At 68.9% G+C, this 16984-nt stretch carries 23 protein-coding genes; 13 read left to right on the top strand and 10 right to left on the bottom strand.

All coding sequences use genetic code 11. The features are described from left to right. The coding region (locus DQP57_RS23915; RefSeq protein ID WP_112635097.1) for an Rv3212 family protein at window positions 1-1022 on the top strand (1022 nt) is incomplete at its 5' end. A gap of 158 nt (window positions 1023-1180) precedes the next feature. On the opposite strand, the gene DQP57_RS23910 is transcribed toward DQP57_RS23915, so the two are convergent. Continuing rightward, window positions 1181-1981 carry a ParA family protein gene (locus DQP57_RS23910; RefSeq protein ID WP_112635096.1) on the bottom strand — a complete coding sequence of 267 codons (801 nt, stop codon included), beginning with the start codon at window positions 1979-1981 and terminating at the stop codon, window positions 1181-1183. Window positions 1982-2113: 132 nt separating this feature from the next. Between DQP57_RS23910 and DQP57_RS23905 the strand changes: the two genes are divergently transcribed. The 3 genes from DQP57_RS23905 to DQP57_RS23895 are packed head-to-tail and all read left to right on the top strand — an operon-like array spanning window position 2114 to window position 4277. Continuing rightward, the gene (locus DQP57_RS23905; RefSeq protein WP_112635095.1) at window positions 2114-2704 is read left to right on the top strand and encodes an acid phosphatase; all 591 of its coding nucleotides are present in this window, start codon (window positions 2114-2116) and stop codon (window positions 2702-2704) included. Continuing rightward, window positions 2701-3798 (top strand): isochorismate synthase, encoded by a 1098-nt coding sequence (locus tag DQP57_RS23900; protein WP_112635094.1) that lies wholly within the window; start codon window positions 2701-2703, stop codon window positions 3796-3798. The genes DQP57_RS23905 and DQP57_RS23900 overlap by 4 nt, the downstream gene beginning before the upstream one ends. Continuing rightward, window positions 3795-4277 (top strand): GNAT family N-acetyltransferase, encoded by a 483-nt coding sequence (locus tag DQP57_RS23895; RefSeq protein WP_112635093.1) that lies wholly within the window; start codon window positions 3795-3797, stop codon window positions 4275-4277. Before DQP57_RS23900 ends, DQP57_RS23895 begins: the two co-directional genes overlap by 4 nt. Here the strand turns inward: DQP57_RS23895 and DQP57_RS23890 are convergent. Next, entirely contained in the window at window positions 4229-4660 is a 432-nt protein-coding gene (locus DQP57_RS23890) for a hypothetical protein (RefSeq protein ID WP_112635092.1), read from the bottom strand. The genes DQP57_RS23895 and DQP57_RS23890 overlap by 49 nt on opposite strands. A 63-nt stretch (window positions 4661-4723) precedes the next feature. Here DQP57_RS23890 and DQP57_RS23885 point away from each other — a divergent pair, with 63 nt between their 5' ends. Then, window positions 4724-5689 (top strand): diacylglycerol/lipid kinase family protein, encoded by a 966-nt coding sequence (locus DQP57_RS23885; RefSeq protein WP_112635091.1) that lies wholly within the window; start codon window positions 4724-4726, stop codon window positions 5687-5689. A gap of 282 nt (window positions 5690-5971) precedes the next feature. Beyond that, entirely contained in the window at window positions 5972-6226 is a 255-nt protein-coding gene (gene whiB1, locus DQP57_RS23880) for a transcriptional regulator WhiB1 (RefSeq protein WP_003874607.1), read from the top strand. A gap of 66 nt (window positions 6227-6292) precedes the next feature. On the opposite strand, the gene DQP57_RS23875 is transcribed toward whiB1, so the two are convergent. Further along, window positions 6293-7792 (bottom strand): sensor histidine kinase, encoded by a 1500-nt coding sequence (locus tag DQP57_RS23875; protein WP_112635090.1) that lies wholly within the window; start codon window positions 7790-7792, stop codon window positions 6293-6295. Between the two features lie 50 nt (window positions 7793-7842). Continuing rightward, window positions 7843-8058, bottom strand: a complete 216-nt coding sequence (locus tag DQP57_RS23870) for a biotin/lipoyl-binding carrier protein (protein WP_007773063.1) — start codon at window positions 8056-8058, stop codon at window positions 7843-7845. Between the two features lie 238 nt (window positions 8059-8296). On the opposite strand from DQP57_RS23870, the gene DQP57_RS27690 reads away from it, so the two are divergent. Beyond that, window positions 8297-8371 carry a 50S ribosomal protein bL37 gene (locus DQP57_RS27690; RefSeq protein ID WP_011728008.1) on the top strand — a complete coding sequence of 25 codons (75 nt, stop codon included), beginning with the start codon at window positions 8297-8299 and terminating at the stop codon, window positions 8369-8371. A gap of 9 nt (window positions 8372-8380) precedes the next feature. On the opposite strand, the gene rsrA is transcribed toward DQP57_RS27690, so the two are convergent. Continuing rightward, a complete protein-coding gene (rsrA, locus tag DQP57_RS23860) occupies window positions 8381-8695 on the bottom strand; it encodes a mycothiol system anti-sigma-R factor (protein WP_112635089.1) in 315 nt (104 codons plus the stop codon). Next, a complete protein-coding gene (locus tag DQP57_RS23855; protein ID WP_112635088.1) occupies window positions 8692-9354 on the bottom strand; it encodes a sigma-70 family RNA polymerase sigma factor in 663 nt (220 codons plus the stop codon). Before DQP57_RS23855 ends, rsrA begins: the two co-directional genes overlap by 4 nt. Before the next feature lie 312 nt (window positions 9355-9666). Between DQP57_RS23855 and DQP57_RS23850 the strand changes: the two genes are divergently transcribed. Continuing rightward, window positions 9667-10527 (top strand): SDR family oxidoreductase, encoded by an 861-nt coding sequence (locus tag DQP57_RS23850; protein WP_112635087.1) that lies wholly within the window; start codon window positions 9667-9669, stop codon window positions 10525-10527. 59 nt (window positions 10528-10586) lie between these two features. Continuing rightward, window positions 10587-11072, top strand: a complete 486-nt coding sequence (locus DQP57_RS23845) for an aminoacyl-tRNA deacylase (RefSeq protein ID WP_112635086.1) — start codon at window positions 10587-10589, stop codon at window positions 11070-11072. Here DQP57_RS23845 and DQP57_RS23840 read toward each other — a convergent pair. Genes DQP57_RS23840 through DQP57_RS23825 form a run of 4 tightly spaced genes read right to left on the bottom strand, consistent with a single transcriptional unit; the run spans window position 11059 to window position 15251 of the window. Next, window positions 11059-12069, bottom strand: a complete 1011-nt coding sequence (locus DQP57_RS23840) for a zinc-dependent alcohol dehydrogenase (RefSeq protein ID WP_112635085.1) — start codon at window positions 12067-12069, stop codon at window positions 11059-11061. The two genes, DQP57_RS23845 and DQP57_RS23840, sit on opposite strands and share 14 nt — an antisense overlap. Next, the gene (locus DQP57_RS23835) at window positions 12066-13250 is read right to left on the bottom strand and encodes a sulfotransferase family protein (RefSeq protein ID WP_112635084.1); all 1185 of its coding nucleotides are present in this window, start codon (window positions 13248-13250) and stop codon (window positions 12066-12068) included. Before DQP57_RS23835 ends, DQP57_RS23840 begins: the two co-directional genes overlap by 4 nt. Window positions 13251-13254: 4 nt before the next feature. Then, complete coding sequence (locus tag DQP57_RS23830) at window positions 13255-14004, bottom strand: SDR family NAD(P)-dependent oxidoreductase (protein WP_112635083.1); 750 nt, start codon at window positions 14002-14004, stop codon at window positions 13255-13257. Further along, entirely contained in the window at window positions 14001-15251 is a 1251-nt protein-coding gene (locus tag DQP57_RS23825) for an alkyl sulfatase dimerization domain-containing protein (RefSeq protein WP_112635082.1), read from the bottom strand. The genes DQP57_RS23830 and DQP57_RS23825 overlap by 4 nt, the downstream gene beginning before the upstream one ends. A 63-nt stretch (window positions 15252-15314) precedes the next feature. On the opposite strand from DQP57_RS23825, the gene DQP57_RS27500 reads away from it, so the two are divergent. The 4 genes from DQP57_RS27500 to DQP57_RS23805 all read left to right on the top strand — a co-directional run. Further along, complete coding sequence (locus DQP57_RS27500; protein WP_112635081.1) at window positions 15315-15524, top strand: hypothetical protein; 210 nt, start codon at window positions 15315-15317, stop codon at window positions 15522-15524. An 8-nt stretch (window positions 15525-15532) separates the two neighbouring features. Then, a complete protein-coding gene (locus DQP57_RS23815) occupies window positions 15533-16153 on the top strand; it encodes a TetR/AcrR family transcriptional regulator (RefSeq protein WP_112635080.1) in 621 nt (206 codons plus the stop codon). A 78-nt stretch (window positions 16154-16231) separates the two neighbouring features. After that, complete coding sequence (locus DQP57_RS23810; RefSeq protein WP_112635079.1) at window positions 16232-16468, top strand: hypothetical protein; 237 nt, start codon at window positions 16232-16234, stop codon at window positions 16466-16468. Between the two features lie 186 nt (window positions 16469-16654). Further along, on the top strand, window positions 16655-16984 hold a 330-nt coding region (locus DQP57_RS23805), incomplete at its 3' end, for a DUF222 domain-containing protein (protein ID WP_114149390.1).

Here is a 16984-nt window from a genome sequence, read left to right as displayed (position 1 = left end):
CGGCCACCACGGCCCCGGTGGTCGCGGGCGGGGAGGTCGTCACGGGTGCGGGCCGCCGGATCGACGGGCGCGATCCCGAGTCCGGCCAGTCCCGCTGGAGCTACGCCCGCGACACCGACCTGTGCGGGATCACCTGGTTGTACCGCTATGCCGTCGGCGTCTACCGCGACGAGCGTGGCTGCGGCCAGGTGAGCACGCTGGACGGCTCGACCGGTCGCCGCGGGCCCGCCCGCAGTGGTTACGCCGATCCGCGGGTGCGGCTGTCCTCCGACGGCATGACGGTGCTCTCGGCCGGCGACACCCGGCTGGAGCTGTGGCGATCGGACATGGTCCGGATGCTGGCGTACGGCGAGACCGACGCCCGGGTGAAACCGTCGACGCGCGGGCTCCACTCCGGCTGCCGGCTGATCTCGGCCGCGGCCAGCTCGCAGGCGGTGTCGGTGCTGGAGAGCTGCGCGAATCAGGCCGACCTGCGGTTGGTGCTGCTGCGCCCGGGCAAGGACGACGACGAACCGCAGCAACGCCTCGTGGCCGAGCCGGGGATCGCGCCGGATTCGGGCGCGCGGGTGCTGGCCGTCTCGGAGAACACCACCGCGGTGTACCTGCCCGCGCCGCAGCCCCGCGTCGACGTGATCGACGAAACCGGCGCGACCGTGTCGAGCACCCCGCTGCCCAAGCCGCCGACGCGCACGTCGGCGGTCTCCCACCCGGGCAGCCTGATCACCTGGTGGACCGGCGATTCGCTGATGGTGTTCGACGCGAACACGGTGGCGCTGCGCTACACCATCGCCGCGGGCGACAAGACCGCGCCGTTGGGGCCCGGGGTGATGATGGCCGGCCGGCTGCTGGTGCCGGTCACGGGGGCGATCGGCGTCTACGACCCGCTCAGCGGCGCCAACGAACGCTACATCCCCGTGGACCGCTCGACCAGCGCACCGCCGGCCGGCAAGCCGGTGTTCCCGGCGGTGATCGGGTCGCGGGTGCTCGAGCAGCGCGGCGACACGCTCGTCGCGCTGGGCTAGGGCCTCAGCGTTGTGACGCCGCCGGGCGGTCTGGCCGTCGAGTGTGAATCGGTGGCGTTCGGTGTGAATCCGCGGCGGCGACACGCCGATCGGCCGCACCGTCAGCTCACACTCGACGCGGTCGGCTCACACTCAAAGCCGCCAGCTCGCGACCGCGGCTAGACCTCGACGGTGAACGTCGGCAGCGGCTTGCCGCTCTTCCAGTGCTTGAGCAACGCTTGCGCCAGCTCGCCGTAGGCCACCGCACCCTTGTTCTTGCGGCCGGCCATCACCGACGACCCCGAGGCGCTGGCCTCGGCGAATCGCACGGTCCGCGGAATCGGCGGGGCCAGCACCGGCAGGCTGTAGCGGTCGGCGACGTCGAGCAGCACGTCGCGGGTATGGGTGGTGCGCGAGTCGTACAGCGTCGGCAGGGCGCCGAGCAGGCGCAGCTCCGGGTTGGTGATCTGCTGGACGTCGGCGACGGTGCGCAGGAACTGGCCGACCCCGCGGTGCGCCAGGGTCTCGCACTGCAGCGGCACGATGACCTCATCGGCGGCCGTCAGCCCGTTGAGGGTGAGCACGCCCAACGACGGCGGGCAGTCGATGATCACCACGTCGAAGTCGTCGCCGAGCTTGGCCAGCGCGCGCTTGAGCGCGTATTCGCGGCCGGCCCGCATCAGCAGCATCGCTTCGGCCCCGGCCAGGTCGATGTTGGCCGGCAGCAGCGTCATTCCCTCCGCCGTCTCGACCAGCGCGGCGTTGGGTTCGACATCACCGAGCAGCACCTCGTGCACGGACACCGGCAGCTTGTCGGGGTCTTGGCCCAGCGAGAAGGTCAGGCACCCCTGCGGATCGAGGTCGACCAGCAGCACCCGCTTGTTCTCGTCCATCATCGCCGCCCCCAGCGACGCGACCGTGGTCGTCTTGGCGACACCACCCTTTTGGTTGGCTACCGCCAATACCCGCGTCTTACTCACCGGCGCCGCCACCTCATCGCTGCCTCCCCACTGCGTCGTCGCGTGCGGTTCACAGTGCCATCCTGGCATGTTCGCCCGCCGTGCGCTTCGGCCTGAGCAACCACCGCGAGTCGTCCGGCAGAATCGGTCGATATGGGCTTGCACAATCACCGTATGGTGCTGCTGCGCCACGGCGAGACCGAGTGGTCGAAATCGGGCCAGCACACCGGCCGCACCGAGGTCGAGCTGACCGAGGCCGGCCGAACGCAGGCCAAGCTGGCCCGCGGGGTGCTCGCCGAACTCGAACTCGTTGACCCACTGGTGATCAGCAGTCCCCGGCAGCGGTCGCTGACCACCGCGCAGCTGGCCGGGCTGACCGTCGACGAGGTGTCCGAGGTGCTGGCCGAGTGGGACTACGGCTCATACGAGGGCCTCACCACGGCGCAGATCCAGGAGACGGTGCCCGATTGGCTGGTGTGGACCCACGGCTGCCCCGGCGGTGAGACCGTCGCGCAGGTCAGTGAGCGCGCCGACGCCGCCGTTGCGACCGCACTAAAGAACATGGAATCGCGCGACGTGGTCTTCGTCAGCCACGGCCACTTCTCCCGCGCGGTGATCACACGCTGGGTCGAGCTCCCGCTCGTCGAGGGCAGCCGCTTCGCCATGATCACCGCGTCGATCGCGGTCTGCGGCTTCGAACACGGCGTGCGCCAGTTGCGGGCGCTCGGATTGACCGGTCAGTGAGCGACCAACCGCCGTTCGCGCTGTGCGGCCCGACGCGCAGCCTGATCGCCGACGGGGTGCGGCACCGCTACGGCGACGTAGGCGCGGCGCAGGCCGCGTTGCGCTCCGGGGAAGCACCGATTGTGTTGGGCGCGTTGCCCTTTGACGTCGCCGGTCCGGCCGCGTTGTTGACGCCCGAGTCGGTGAACGTCACCGACGGGCCGCCGGACTGGCCGGCCGCCGGCCTGCCTGCGGTGCGGGTGGCGCAAGCCGTTCCGCCCCCGCTGGACTACCGGGACCGGGTCCGCCGGGCGTGCGAACAGCTCGCCGCGGCCGACAACCCGCTGCACAAGGTGGTGCTGGCGCGCGCGCTGCGGCTGGTCGCCGAGGCCCCGCTGGACGCGCGGGTGATCCTGCGCCGGCTCATCGCCGCGGACCCGGCGGCCTACGGCTACCTGGTCGACCTGAGCCCCGCCGGCGACGAGTACGCCGGTGCGGCGCTGGTGGGAGCCAGCCCCGAGCTTCTGGTGGCCCGCCGCGGCGACCGTGTCGAGTGCCAGCCGTTCGCCGGGTCGGCCCCCCGAGCGGCCGACCCGGACGCCGACGCGGCCAACGGCGCCGCGCTGGCCGCCTCGGCCAAGAACCGTCACGAGCACCGGCTAGTCATCGAGACGATCAGGGCCGCCCTCGAACCGTTGTGCGACGAGCTGTCGATCGCCGCCGAACCGCAGCTGAGCAGCACCGCCACCGTCTGGCACCTGTGCACGCCGATCAGCGGTCGACTCCGTGAAACATCAACGACCGCAATCGATTTGGCGTTGGCGCTGCACCCCACCCCGGCGGTCGGCGGGGTGCCGACCAAGGCCGCGATGCAGCTGATCGCCGAACTGGAGGGAGACCGCGGGTTCTACGCCGGGGCGGTGGGCTGGTGTGACGCCCGCGGCGACGGCCGCTGGGTGGTGTCGCTGCGCTGCGCGGAACTGTCGGCGGACCGGCGCGGCGCGCTGGCCCGGGCGGGCGGCGGTATCGTCGCCGAATCCGACCCCGACGACGAAGTCGCCGAAACGACAACGAAATTCGGCACCATCCTCAACGCCCTGGGGGTTGAGCAATGAGCCGGCACATCCGGCGCGCATCGCCGCGCGACGCCGCCGCCATCACCGACATGATCTACGCGCTGGCCGAATTCGAACACGCCGTCGATCAGTGCACGGTGACCGAAACGCAAATCGCGGCAGCGCTTTTCGGTGATCCACCGACGGTGTACGGCCACGTAGCCGAGGTGGACGGCGAGATCGCGGCGATGGCGCTGTGGTTCGTCAACTTCTCCACCTGGGACGGGGTGGCGGGCATCTACCTGGAAGACCTGTTCGTGCGCCCGCAGTTCCGCAGGCGCGGGCTGGCCCGGGCGCTGCTGGCCGCGCTGGCCGCCGAATGCGTGCAGCGGGGCTACACGCGGCTGTCCTGGGCGGTGCTGAACTGGAACGCCGACGCCATCACGCTCTACGACGGCGTCGGCGGGGAGCCGCAGGACGAATGGACGACCTACCGGCTGTCCGGGGCGCCGTTGGCGCGGCTGGCGGAATCGCCCTGAGCGCCGGCGGCCCATCGCACGGCCGCGGGGCTGAACAGCAGTCCCAGCACGACCAGCGCCACGGCGCCCGCCGGAATCCCCACGCCCGGCCGGTGTGACCCCACCGCGAGGTACCAGGCCACCGGCAACAACAACAGCTGGGTGATCACGGCCAGCCCGCGACCCCAGCGCCTGCCGCGGATCAGGGCGCGCCCCGCGGCGATCACGGCGGCGCCGACCAGCACGAACCAGCCCGCCGTCGCCAGACCGTTGACCACCTGCTGATCGGCTCCGGCGATCCCGCGCACCACCAACACCACGGCCACGATCAACGCCGCAATCCCCTGCAGCGCAACGATCAGGCCCGCGCGGCGAACGGAGTTCGGGGTAGCTGGCGGCGGCACAGCGTCAGCGTAGTCAGCGCCGCGCTGCGGCGCGCATCGTCGCACCGCCTAAGCTCGTGCTTCATGCGGGCCGTGCTGATCGTCAACCCCACCGCCACTTCCACCACCCCGGCCGCGCGCGATCTGCTGGCCCACGCGCTCAAGAGCCGCCTGCAGCTGTCCGTCGAGCACACCAACCATCGCGGTCACGGCACCGAACTCGCACAGAAGGCCGTGGCCGACGGTGTCGACCTGGTGGTCGTGCACGGCGGCGACGGCACGGTGAGTGGGGTGGTCAACGGCCTGCTCGGCCCGCCGGGGCCGCTGCCGAGCGGCCCGGTGCCGGCGGTTGCCGTCGTTCCCGGCGGTTCGGCGAACGTGCTGGCGCGGTCCCTGGGCATCTCCACGGATCCGGTCGCGGCCACCAACCAGCTCATCCAGTTGCTCGACGACTACCAGCGGCGCGCCGTCTGGCGGCGCATCGGCCTGATCGACTGCGGCGAGCGCTGGGCGGTGTTCAACACCGGCATGGGTGTCGACGCCGAGGTGGTGGCCGCGGTCGAGGCCGAACGGGACAAGGGCGGCAAGGTTTCCGCGTGGCGCTACATCCGCGCCTCGGTGCCCGCCGTCTGGGCCTACACCCGCCGCGAACCGATGTTGACGCTCGAACTGCCCGGCCGCGAACCCATTACGGGGGTGAGCTTCGCCTTCGTGTCGAACTCGAGCCCGTGGACCTTCGCCAACGAACGGCCGGTGTGGACCAACCCCGGCTGCAGCTTCGAGTCGGGCCTGGGGGTCTTCGCGCCTACCACCATGAAGCCGATCCCGACCCTGCGCATCGTGCGGCAGATGTTCGCCAAACGGCCGACATTCAACTTCAAGCACCTCATCACCGAGGACGACCTGCCATGCCTGCGAGTTACCTCGACCGGAGGCGCCGTCGCCTGCCAGTTCGACGGCGATTACCTCGGCGTGCGCGAAACCATGACGTTCAAAGCCGTCCCGGACGCGCTGGCGGTGGTCGCCCCGCCTCACCAGAAACGACACTGACCTGCGCTAATACGACAGGCGAACCCGGGTGTGGGGAAATTACCGGGGAAGCAGCCCGTGGAGTGTAGTACAACGGAGTGAGGGCTCGGCTACGAGTTGATCAAAGTGAGATAGCCCACGAGCGAACTCACGCTATTGACATCTTCTGAGCCTGTGAAACGATCAAAAGGTTGCATGCAGAAATTTCCGCAGGAGTCCGGACTCCTTTTCTTCTGCACGCATTAAACAGCCGAAGAAAATGGCCGTGCGCCTTGCTGCGCACTCAGTGAGGAGTAAAGACGTATGGATTGGCGCCACAAGGCGGTCTGTCGTGACGAAGACCCGGAGCTGTTCTTCCCGGTAGGGAACAGCGGCCCGGCGCTCGCGCAGATCGCTGACGCGAAACTGGTCTGTAATCGGTGCCCGGTGACCACAGAGTGCCTCGGTTGGGCCCTGAACACGGGCCAGGACTCGGGCGTCTGGGGCGGCATGAGCGAAGACGAGCGGCGCGCGCTGAAGCGTCGCAACGCCCGGACGAAGGCCCGTAGCGGGGTATAACCGGAGATAACGCAAACAGTGCGGCCTCGGCGAAAGTCGGGGCCGCACCTTTGCGTGTGGGCGCGTCTACAGCAGCAAACGGGTGCGCCGGCCGATCGGCACCCGTAGCACCACATCGGTGCCGCGGGCGGGCGCCTCACGCATGCCCAGGGTGCCGTCCAGCTCGGCCGACACCAGAGTGCGCACGATCTGCAGCCCGAGGCTGTCGGAGCTCTCCAGGCTGAATCCTTCCGGTAGCCCGCGCCCGTCGTCGTGCACCACCACGTCGAGCCAGCGCGCCGAGCGCTCGGCGCGGATCGTCACCGAGCCCTCCTCGACCGCCGGGTCAAAGGCGTGCTCGATCGCGTTCTGCACCAGCTCGGTGATCACCATGATCAGCGCGGTGGCCCGGTCGGAGTCCAGCACGCCCAGATCGCCGACCCGGTTGATGCGGATCGGCCGGTCCACCGAGGCCACGTCGTTCATGATCGGCAGGATCCGGTCGATCACCTCGTCGAGGTTGACCTGCTCGTCCACCGACATCGACAGCGCGTCGTGCACCAACGCGATCGAGGACACCCGGCGTACCGACTCGATCAGGGCTTCGCGCCCCTCCGCGTTGACCGTCCGGCGCGCCTGCAGGCGCAACAGCGCCGCCACGGTCTGCAGGTTGTTCTTCACCCGGTGGTGGATCTCCCGGATGGTGGCGTCCTTGGAGATCAGGGCCCGGTCGCGGCGCTTGACCTCGGTGACGTCGCGGATCAGCACCGCCGCGCCGGCGCTGGCGCCGTCGACCATCAACGGCAGCGTGCGCAGCAGCACGGTCGCCCCCCCGGCGTCAACCTCCATGCGCATGCTGCGCCCGCCGGCGACCAGGTCGCGCACGTGCTCGGCCACCTCCTGCGCCTCGAACGGGTCGGAGATCAGCGGGCGGGTGACCTCGATGAGGTTGTGCCCCTCCAGCTCGGTGGTCAGGCCCATCCGGTGATACGCCGACAGCGCGTTGGGGCTGGCGTAGGCGACGACGCCATGCACGTCGAGGCGGATGAAGCCATCGCCCGCCCGCGGGGTCGAGCGCGACATGACCACGTCCCCCACGTCGGGAAAGGTCCCCTCGGCGAGCATGTGGACCAGATCGGACGCGCACTCCCGGTAGGCGATCTCGAGCTGGCCGGACGCACGGTCGGCGGCCAACGCGGTCTGATGGTGGGTGAGCACGGCCACCACCTTGCCGCCGTAGCGCACCGGTGACGCCTCGACGTGGGTGCCGGGCAGCCACGAATCTTCTTGCCCCGCAGCGTCGTTGCGCTTCGCGGTGCCCGACGCGAACGTCTCGGCCACCAGTCCCAGCCGGTCGGATCCGACGGCGGTGCCCACCGCATCGGTCTGTAGCGCCGTGGGCGCCGTGTTCGGCCGGCACTGCGCCACACACACCAGCACACCGTCGTCGCGCCGCACCCACATCAGGTAGTCGGCGAAGGACAGGTCGGCCAGCAGCTGCCACTCCCCGACCACCGCGTGCAGGTGGTCCACCGCGTTGCCCGGCAGCATGGTGTGTTCGGCGAGCAGATCACCGAGAGTTGACATTGCTTACTCCCCGGGTCGTTCCCCGGCGGCTGATCGAAGGGGCCGGACGGCTAGCTGATGACCGCGATGAGGTCGCCCGCCTGAATGACGTCGCCCACCGACACACTGACCTTGCTGACGGTGCCGCCGACCTCGGCCAGGACGGGAATCTCCATCTTCATCGACTCCAGCAGCACCACGATGTCGCCTTTGCCGATCTGGTCACCCTCGTTGACAACGACTTCGAGCACGCTGGCCACGATCTCGGCACGCACATCCTCCGCCATCTTCACCCCACTCGTCTCGGCCTTTGCGCAGGCTGGCAGCTGGTTCATCACGGTTCTCTTCGGCCCATCAGGCTCGGATACATCGAACCACAGGACCACTCGGGGCCGCGGCACACGGGCCCCCGACGGGCCCCGACGAGGGCGAAGACACTGCACAGGACGTCTCGTGAGAGAATGGTCGACAAGCCAACGGGCGCCGGGCGCCCGGTTTGACAAGCAATCACGGAGGTTTTCCATCATGGCCAAACGTGGCCGTAAGAAGCGCGACCGCAAGCACAGCAAGGCCAACCACGGCAAGCGGCCCAACGCCTGACAGGACGCGCTACTGCGAACCCCGGATGATGGTGGTGCGGCGGATCTCGAGCCGTAACCGCTCGCGCAATCCCTCCGGGGCCTTCTCGCCCCTGCACTTGGTGGCGATCAACGCCTTGATCCGCTCTTCGAGCCCGTAGTGCTTGAAGCAGCCGGGGCACGCCTCGAGGTGTCGGCGCAGCTGTTCGCGGGTGTCCGGGCCGCATTCACCGTCGAGCAGCAGCCAGACCTGGCGGATGACCTCCGCGCAGCCGACGCTGCCGTGGGACTCGTCGTTGGGGCAGGCGTCGGGCGAAGCACCGCCCTGGCCGGAGAACTCGCTCATGACGACACCTCCTCGTGCGTCTGCTGACCACGGTTGAAGCCCCGCTCCTTGGCAACGTCGGCCAGCAGGCCGCGCAGCTGCCGTCGGCCGCGGTGCAGCCGTGACATTACCGTTCCGATCGGCGTATCCATGATCTCGGCGATTTCCTTGTACGGGAAACCCTCGACGTCGGCGTAGTAGACCGCCATCCGGAATTCTTCCGGCAAAGCCGCCAGCGCCTCTTTGATCTCCGAGTCCGGCAGTGCCTCGAGCGCCTCGACCTCGGCCGACCGCAGCCCGGTCGACGAGTGCTCGGCGTTGGAGGCCAGCTGCCAGTCGGTGATCTCCTCGGTCGGGTATTCCGCGGGCTGGCGCTGCTTCTTGCGGTAGCTGTTGATGTAGGTGTTGGTCAAGATCCGGTACAGCCACGCCTTGAGATTGGTGCCGGCCCGAAACGAGCGGAAGCCCGCGTAGGCCTTCACCATGGTCTCTTGCAGCAGGTCCTCGGCGTCGGCGGGGTTGCGCGTCATGCGCAGCGCGCCGCCGTAGAGCTGGTCCAACAGGGGAATCGCGTCCCGTTCGAATCGCGCCGTTAATTCGGCGTCCGTCTCTTCGTGCGCCGCGGGGTCAAGAATCTCGGGCCCCGCCACGCCATCGCGGCCATCGTCAGAGTCGGCCATGTCGATTAACCCGGTCCCTTCTGCGGCGGTGTCACCGGAGGCCACCGAAAGCGCCACCGGACTCGCAAGGACGCCAGCCAACAGCTCCTCGCCTAACAGGCTCGTCGCCGTTGACACCACGCTGCTCCTCCCAATCTAAAGGCTGACCCCGACACCGTCCGTCCGGGTCCGCTCCACCACATGTGAGACCGACAAGATCAACAGCGTGCGGGACCCCGCTATTTCCGCAGCGCGATCGGGTCGGGTGGCGGTGTCGGGCGCGCCCGTCGGACCCCGATCCGGCCCCCTCGCGCGTGGCGTTAGTGTGACGCCATGTCCCACGCCAAGTCTCTACAAGGCAAGACCATGTTCATCTCCGGCGCCAGCCGCGGCATCGGCCTGGCCATCGCCAAGCGCGCCGCGCAGGACGGCGCCAACATCGCGCTGATCGCCAAGACCGCCGAGCCGCACCCGAAGCTGCCGGGAACGGTGTTCACCGCCGCCAAGGAGCTCGAGGAAGCGGGCGGGCAGGCCCTGCCGATCGTCGGCGACGTCCGCGACCCGGATTCGGTGGAAGCGGCCGTGGCCAAGACCGTCGAGCAGTTCGGCGGCATCGACATCTGCGTCAACAACGCGTCGGCCATCAACCTGGGATCCATCACCGAGGTGCCGATGAAGCGGTTCGACCTGATGAACGGCATCCAGGTGCGCGGCACCTACGCCGTGTCCCAGGCGTGTATCCCCCACCTGAAGGGCCGGGAGAACCCGCACATCCTGACGCTGTCCCCGCCAATCCTGCTCGGCAGCGAATGGCTGAAGCCGACCGCATACATGATGGCCAAGTTCGGTATGACGCTGTGCGCGTTGGGGATCGCGCAGGAGATGCGCGAGGAGGGCATCGCCTCGAACACGTTGTGGCCGCGCACGCTGGTGGCCACCGCCGCGGTGCAGAACCTGCTCGGCGGCGACGAGGCGATGGGACGCGCCCGCAAGCCCGAGATCTATTCCGACGCGGCCTACGTCGTCCTGACCAAGCCGTCCAAGGAGTTCACCGGCAACATGCTGCTGTGTGAGGACGTGCTGGTCGAATCCGGTGTCACCGACTTGTCGACCTACGACTGCATTCCCGGCTCGAAGCTGGGCGTCGACTTCTGGGTGGACGGCGTCAACCCGCCGGGTTACTCGGGCCCCTAGTCGTGATCGCAAGCGCGGCGCAGCCGGGCGCAGCGGGTCACGACCATAGGCAGTAGATCGTGGCCGCCACACCGGGGATCGCCGCATTGGTGAAAGCCGGTGTGCCGCACCAGGTCCTGACCTTTGCCCACGATCCGCGGGAGCAATCGTTCGGCGCGGAGGCGGTCAAAGCGCTCACCGCGGCCGCCGGCATCGAACCCGCACAGATCTTCAAGACGCTGGTCATCGCACTGCCGAATGGATTGGCGGTCGCGATCGTGCCGGCGACCGCGCGTCTCTCGCTGAAGGCGGCCGCTGCGTCGCTGGGGGTTGCCAAGGCATCCATGGCCGAGGCATCGGTCGCGCAGCGGGCCACCGGCTACGTCGTCGGTGCGGTCTCGCCGTTCGGTCAACGCAGGCGGCTGCCGACGGTCGTCGACTCCAGCGCGCTGGGCTGGGAGCGGGTGTTCTGCAGTGCCGGCCGCCGGGGCTGGGAGGTCGCGGTGGCGCCGCCGGATCTGATCCGCCTCACCGGCGCGATCACCGCCGACATCAGTCGAACGTGACGACGACCTTGTCCGCGGCCCCCGGGGTGTGCGCCAGCTCGAGCGCCTCGCCGACGTTGTCGAATCCGATGGTGTGGCTGACGATCAGCGCGTATTTCTCCCAGTTCGCCACCAGATCCTTGGTCACCTCGAAGATTTCGTCGGGGTAGCCCATGGATCCGAGGATGGTGATCTCGTTGCTCATCACGTTGACGAACTCGACGGGTACCGGCTCCTTGTGCACGCCAACGATTCCCAGCGTGGCCCCCTTCTGGGCGGCGGCCAGCGCGGTGTTGACGACGGCGGGCACGCCGGCGGCGTCGAGGTAGATGTTCGTGCCGGCCTTGCCGGGGAACATCGACTGGCCCTCGCCGTGCAGTTCGATCAGCCGCGCCACCACGTCCTCCTCGGCGGAGTTGATGACGGCGTCGGCGCCGATCTGCAGCGCCTTGTCCAGCCGTCCGGGGATCAGGTCCGCGACCACGATGTGGCTGACGCCAAGGGATTTGAAGGCCAGCACGGCGCCCAGCCCGATCGGGCCGGCCCCGAACACGACGACCTTGTCCGTCGGTTTGGGTTGGCATCGGTTGGCGCCGTGGCGCGCGACGGCCATGGGTTCGTTGAGCGCGGCCACCTCCCACGGGATGTGATCCGGGATCACCTCGAGACTCGTTCCGCGGACGGCGTTTTCGATGAGCAGATAGTCGGCGAGCGCCCCGGCGGGCCCGCCGTTGCCGATGATGCCGCTGGGCGCGGCCATCGGGTTGATGACGACGTGGTCGCCGACGGCAAGCCCACTCACCTGCGCGCCGACCTCGGCGATCTCCCCCGCGGGCTCGTGCCCGAGCGGGGTGTGCCCCTGGCGCGGCGGCAGGCCGCCGATGGTGATGTAGAACGCGTCGGAACCGCAGATGCCGCAGGCGCGCATCCGCACCAGGACGTCGCGCGGGCCGACGGCGGGGCGTTCGGTGTCGAGCACCTCCGCCGTGCCCGGCCCGGTGACCACGGATGCTTTCACGGTGTGCCTTCCAGTTCGATGTCGAAGGTGTCGAGGTACTCGGCGAAGACCGGCGCGAGCGCCTCGACGCTCAGCCCGTACTCGTCGAGGCGATAGGCGTTGAGCGCGAAGCGGTCCTGCGGGTGCGCGGCGAGCCAATCACGCATGCGCGCTTCGGTTTCGGCGGTCAGGGGTTCGTCGGCCCACTCGTAGATTCGCCGCATGACGTCCATCGGGTCGCGCATCATCTCGTGGTAGTACATGTGGAAGAAGCGCTCGTCGCCGATCCGGTCGCGTGCCCGCAGCGGGCGCTCGACGTGGTAGCGCATCTGCCACATCGCGAGCCGGCCCATCTCGGTCTGGTCCAATAGTTCGGTGTTCATCACCAGGCTCTGCGGCAACCGCCACAGGTTGCACAGCGACCCGGTCGCCTTGTACGGGTCGCGGTGCGCCCAGATCAGCCGGGCGTCGGGGAACACCTTCAGCAGCGCCTCGATGTGCACCGAATGCGACGGCATCTTGAGGCTCCAGGTGCCCGGCGCGGTGGACTGCAGCACCTGCAGGTAGCGCTTCTGGTATTCGTAGGTGCTGCTCATATCGGCATCGTCGAACAGCCAGCGCGCGTAGCGATCCGTCGGCAGGAACGAATCCCAGGACAGGCCCTTGAAATCCTGGTTGTGGATGAACATGTCCTCGGTCGGACCGTCGGCGTCTTCCCAGTGCGGCAGCGGCATTTTCGCCCGGGTCACCATCTCGAGGATTTTGCGCTGCTCCTCCAGCAGGGCCAGGCAGCGCGGATCGGTGCGCAGCGCGTCGGTGCCGGCGGGCGGAATGGGATCCACGCACTGCCAGTGCAACAGCGATCGCCGGGCCGGATCCTGGTCGAGCAGGTAGCTGATGACCGTGGTTCCGGTGCGGGGCATGCCGAGCACGATCAGGGGCCGCTCGACGGGTGCGTCCAGCACCTCGGGGTGCGCCTGGATGTAGCCGTGCACCTGCATGCGCCGCCCCAGCGCGTTGGTCGCGTCGTCGAGGACCCGTTCGCGCCCGAACGGGGTGAACGCGGGCGAGGTGTTGACCTCGTCGAGGATGAGCTGCAGTCCGTCACGCCATGAGTCGGAGTCGATTTCGGTGAGGCCGGTGCGCCCCGCCGCCAGCGTGAAGACGTCGTCGGGGGTGGCAATGCTGTCGAAGTCGCTCATGGCTCTAGACCGTCAGGTATCCGCCGTCGACGGCGATGGTGGTGCCGGTGATGTACGACGCGGCATCGGTACACAGGAACAGCGCCGCACCGGCGCAGTCCTGGGGAGTGCCGGGCCTGCCCAGCGGGGTGTGAAAGCCGATCTCGACGTCCATCACCTCGGGAATTCCCATGGCGGGGTGGGTCATTCGGGTGTCGATGAGCCCGGGCGCGATGGCGTTGACCCGGATCCCGTCCTTGGCCCACCGGCGGGAGAGGTTCATCGTCAGGGCGATCAGGCCCATCTTCGACGAGGCGTAGCCCGGAACGAAGACCGCCGAGCGGAACGCGGACATCGAGACCACGCTGACGACGCTCGCGCCGCCGGGCGCCCGGCTGGACTTGAGGCGCTCATGGCAGCGCATGGTCAGCCGCATCGGGCCCAGCATGTTCTGCGCCACCGACGCGACGTAGCCGTCCGGGTCGTATTCGTCACCCGCGGGATAGGGTCCGCCTGCGTTGTTCACCAGGATATCCAGGTCGCCCAGCGAATCGGCCAGCGCGTCAACGGATTCCGGTTCCTGGATCCGGCACTGGCGGTAGGTGAATGCGCTCAGCTCCGTCTCGGAATAGTCCGCGGCCGACCCGCGGGTCCCGGTCACCGTGACGGCGGCCCCGGCGCCGGCGAACGCGGCGGCGATCGCGTTGCCGATGCCGCTGGTGCCGCCGGTCACCAGGACGTGGGCGCCGGTGAAGTCGAAGTTGACGGTGTTCATTCGGTCGTCCTCAATTCGTTGATCGACTTGGTGAGCCAGGCTTTTTCCCAGAAGTTGTCGGAATCGGCGAGCAGCGCCTCGTGTGCCTCGGCGGCCGCCGCCCGCGCGCCGGCGTGCAACGGCTGCGCGGCCAGGATCAGGTCGGTGAGGTGGATGGCCTGCACCGGCCGCCCGACGGTCAGGTGCGCGCGCGCCGCGTCCACGAGCGCATTGGCGCCGGCGGCGCTGACCACATCGGCGGCCACCGAATCCGGTGACACACCGTACAATTCGGTGGTCGAGCGATGCCGGAACCATCCGGTGTACATCTCCCAGATCGCCCGCACGTTCCAGGAGGTCTTGCCGTACCCCTCGCCGATGTCGAGGTGCTCGGGCACCGTGACCTCCCGCATCGCGGTGTGGATGTCGGCGCCGGAATTCATCAGCTCGGCGGTGCGATCGTGCACGGCCTGCATCCCGTCGCGCATCGCGGTGACCTCCTCGGCGATGCGATCGGCGCCCTCGATGGGAGCGAAGTGGCCGGTGATCAGCCGCCGCGGCCCGTATTCCAGCACGGTGTTCAGCGATTCGATGTAGAGAATCGGGTCGCGGTACCGGTCGCCGCGGATGGTCATCAGATTCGGCACATGGCCGAACAACGGCCCGAAGAGGTTGCCGGTGAACAGGATTCGATCCTCGGGCAACCACACCACCAGCGCGTCGGTGGTCTCGCCGCCGGGCGTCCACGCCAGTTCGAACGTGCGCCCGCCGACCGTGAAGGTGTGGCGGCGGTCGAACGTCGTGGTCGGCTCGGGGAACGAGAAGTCGATGGTGGCGGGGTCGATGGTCTTGAAGTGCTCGAGCACCGCGTCGGAGAACTTTGCGAAGGCGAACGACGTCTTGGGCACGCGGTAACCCATGAGCAGCGTGTTGTCGTCGCGCCAGTACCGGTAGTTGCGATGCATCACGATGTCGGTCGGGGGGTCGGCATTGCGCAGCGCGTGCACCCCACCCCAGTGGTCGGCGTGGCCCTGGGTGACGACGATGGCCCGCGTCGGGCCGGCCACGTTGGCAAAAGCCTTGCGGTGCAACGGCCCTTCGAAGACCAGGCCGCTGTTGACGATGACCCGTCCCTCGTCGGTGGCCACCGCGTAGGAATTGGAGACGCCCGGCGACATCCAGACGCCGTCGCCCAGGTCCTGCGCGGGAGTGGCGGTCGCCGCCGAAAGGTCGCTTGCCCCGGGGCGCTCGCGATGAATCCCTGCCATGACTGGCGATCCTCTACACTTCTAGAGGTAAAGTCAATATCCTCGTCTCGGAAGGGGGCGCTCATGGGACTGCGCGGGCTGGCCGACAAGGTGGCGGTCGTGGTCGGCGGCGCCACCGGCCTCGGGGCGGCGACGGCCGCCCGGCCGGGCGAGGAGGGCGCCCGGGTGGACATCGGCGATGTCGCCGCGCTGGTCGCCTTCCTGCTGTCCGAGCAAGGCGCATGGATCAACGGTCAGGTCGTCGATATCGACGGCGGCACGGTGCTGCGCTGAGGGCGGACATGGCCACCGACAGATCCCGCAGACGCAACGGCGACGAACGCCGTCGCGACCTGTGCGATGCGGCCATCCGGGTGCTGGCCGAGCACGGCTCGCGCGGCCTGACGCACGGGCAGGTCGACCGCGTCGCCGGGGTCCCCGAGGGCACCACGTCGTACTACTACCGCACCCGCGCCGCCCTGCTGCGTGGCGTCGGCAAGCGCGTCGCCGAGATCGATGTGGCCAACCTGCAGTCGGTGATCGACGAGCCGGTCGATCCGGCATCGCCGTTCGCTCATCTGGCGCGGCTCACCATGATCCAGGCCAGCGGCGACGGGCTGATGCTCAACAGGGCGCGCCAGGAGATACTGCTGGGCGCCAGCCGCGATCCCGGCCTGGCCGACACGTCGCAGGTGTTCGTCGCCCGGATCAACGGCATGGCCCGCGACGCCATCGCCCACCTGCAGCCCGAGATTCGCGACCCGCAGCTGCTGGACGCGCAGACCACCGCCGTCACCACGTTCATCGCCGGGGTCTTCACCCGGCTGGCCGTCGGCGACCGCCACGTCGGGGACGCCGAGCAACTCGGCCGGCTGCTGGAGGCCGTGGCCACCGCGGTGGCGCTCGCCGCCCAGCGAAGTTAAGAGTCGCGGCGAAAAGCACCCCTGACCCGTCGATTCCGCATACCGTTAGTGCCGATTCGTGCGCCCACAGGAGGATTGATGGACATGAAGCGTGTTGCCGCCGCAGGCGTGCTGGCGTTGGCCGGGCTGTTGACGATCGGTGTGGGCGTCAGCGGCGCCGACACGATCCAGACCGAGGGCAACTACCCGACGCGGGAGGCGTGCCAGAACGCCGGCCCGGGCGTGAAGGCCACGACCCCGGGCGGCTGGAACAACTTCTGGTGCATCCCGGACCGTAACGTCAACGGCAACTGGAAGTTGGTCCTCAGCAACTGAATTCGGCCCGCCCGTGGTGGGCCGTCGCCCATGACGGTCCGGCGCCTGGCCCATCATCGGCCGCTGTGGCCTGATCCGGACACCATTTCGGATACTGGAAACGCATACCGAAACCCATTGTGTCACTGTGGTTTCAGTGGTCACAGGGCGGCGTTTTTTGTCGGTGGGTGTGGCTAGTTTGGCGGTGTGACTGATCAGCAGGATATCGACGCGGTGTTCGACGCGCTCGATGCCGCCTGGGATCGAGTCTGCGCGCTCAACGTCGACGCGCTGAATCCGCGCCAACAGCTGGCGGTATTGGAGCGGTGTGAAAAGCAGCGCCGGCGCATCCCTGCCGTCGAGCATCCGGTGATCAATTCCCTTGCCCGCCAGGCGCCGTCTGTCGAGCTCGGCGGCACGGTGGTGCATGCGATCGCCGAGGCCACCCTGATCAGCCGCACCGAAGCCTCCCGGCGCCTCAAGGAGGCACGCGATCTGGGCCCACGCCACGGCCTGACCGGCGAACCCATCCCACCC

The organism is Mycobacterium colombiense, assembly GCF_003284935.1.
GTDB lineage: Bacteria > Actinomycetota > Actinomycetes > Mycobacteriales > Mycobacteriaceae > Mycobacterium > Mycobacterium arosiense_A.
The sequence above is the reverse complement of the archived record's forward strand: the minus strand, read 5'-3'. Positions and strand labels throughout refer to the sequence as shown.

What these genes read in the sequence shown, in the direction of transcription:
- DQP57_RS23905 (WP_112635095.1), top strand. Translation starts at nt 2,114, where the DNA reads ATGGGCTTGCACAATCACCGTATGGTGCTGCTGCGCCACGGCGAGACC.
- DQP57_RS23895 (WP_112635093.1), top strand. Translation starts at nt 3,795, where the DNA reads ATGAGCCGGCACATCCGGCGCGCATCGCCGCGCGACGCCGCCGCCATC.
- DQP57_RS23885 (WP_112635091.1), top strand. Translation starts at nt 4,724, where the DNA reads ATGCGGGCCGTGCTGATCGTCAACCCCACCGCCACTTCCACCACCCCG.
- whiB1 (WP_003874607.1), top strand. Translation starts at nt 5,972, where the DNA reads ATGGATTGGCGCCACAAGGCGGTCTGTCGTGACGAAGACCCGGAGCTG.
- DQP57_RS23875 (WP_112635090.1), bottom strand. Translation starts at nt 7,792, where the DNA reads ATGTCAACTCTCGGTGATCTGCTCGCCGAACACACCATGCTGCCGGGC.
- DQP57_RS23870 (WP_007773063.1), bottom strand. Translation starts at nt 8,058, where the DNA reads ATGGCGGAGGATGTGCGTGCCGAGATCGTGGCCAGCGTGCTCGAAGTC.
- rsrA (WP_112635089.1), bottom strand. Translation starts at nt 8,695, where the DNA reads ATGAGCGAGTTCTCCGGCCAGGGCGGTGCTTCGCCCGACGCCTGCCCC.
- DQP57_RS23855 (WP_112635088.1), bottom strand. Translation starts at nt 9,354, where the DNA reads ATGGCCGACTCTGACGATGGCCGCGATGGCGTGGCGGGGCCCGAGATT.
- DQP57_RS23850 (WP_112635087.1), top strand. Translation starts at nt 9,667, where the DNA reads ATGTCCCACGCCAAGTCTCTACAAGGCAAGACCATGTTCATCTCCGGC.
- DQP57_RS23835 (WP_112635084.1), bottom strand. Translation starts at nt 13,250, where the DNA reads ATGAGCGACTTCGACAGCATTGCCACCCCCGACGACGTCTTCACGCTG.
- DQP57_RS23830 (WP_112635083.1), bottom strand. Translation starts at nt 14,004, where the DNA reads ATGAACACCGTCAACTTCGACTTCACCGGCGCCCACGTCCTGGTGACC.
- DQP57_RS23825 (WP_112635082.1), bottom strand. Translation starts at nt 15,251, where the DNA reads ATGGCAGGGATTCATCGCGAGCGCCCCGGGGCAAGCGACCTTTCGGCG.
- DQP57_RS27500 (WP_112635081.1), top strand. Translation starts at nt 15,315, where the DNA reads ATGGGACTGCGCGGGCTGGCCGACAAGGTGGCGGTCGTGGTCGGCGGC.
- DQP57_RS23815 (WP_112635080.1), top strand. Translation starts at nt 15,533, where the DNA reads ATGGCCACCGACAGATCCCGCAGACGCAACGGCGACGAACGCCGTCGC.
- DQP57_RS23810 (WP_112635079.1), top strand. Translation starts at nt 16,232, where the DNA reads ATGGACATGAAGCGTGTTGCCGCCGCAGGCGTGCTGGCGTTGGCCGGG.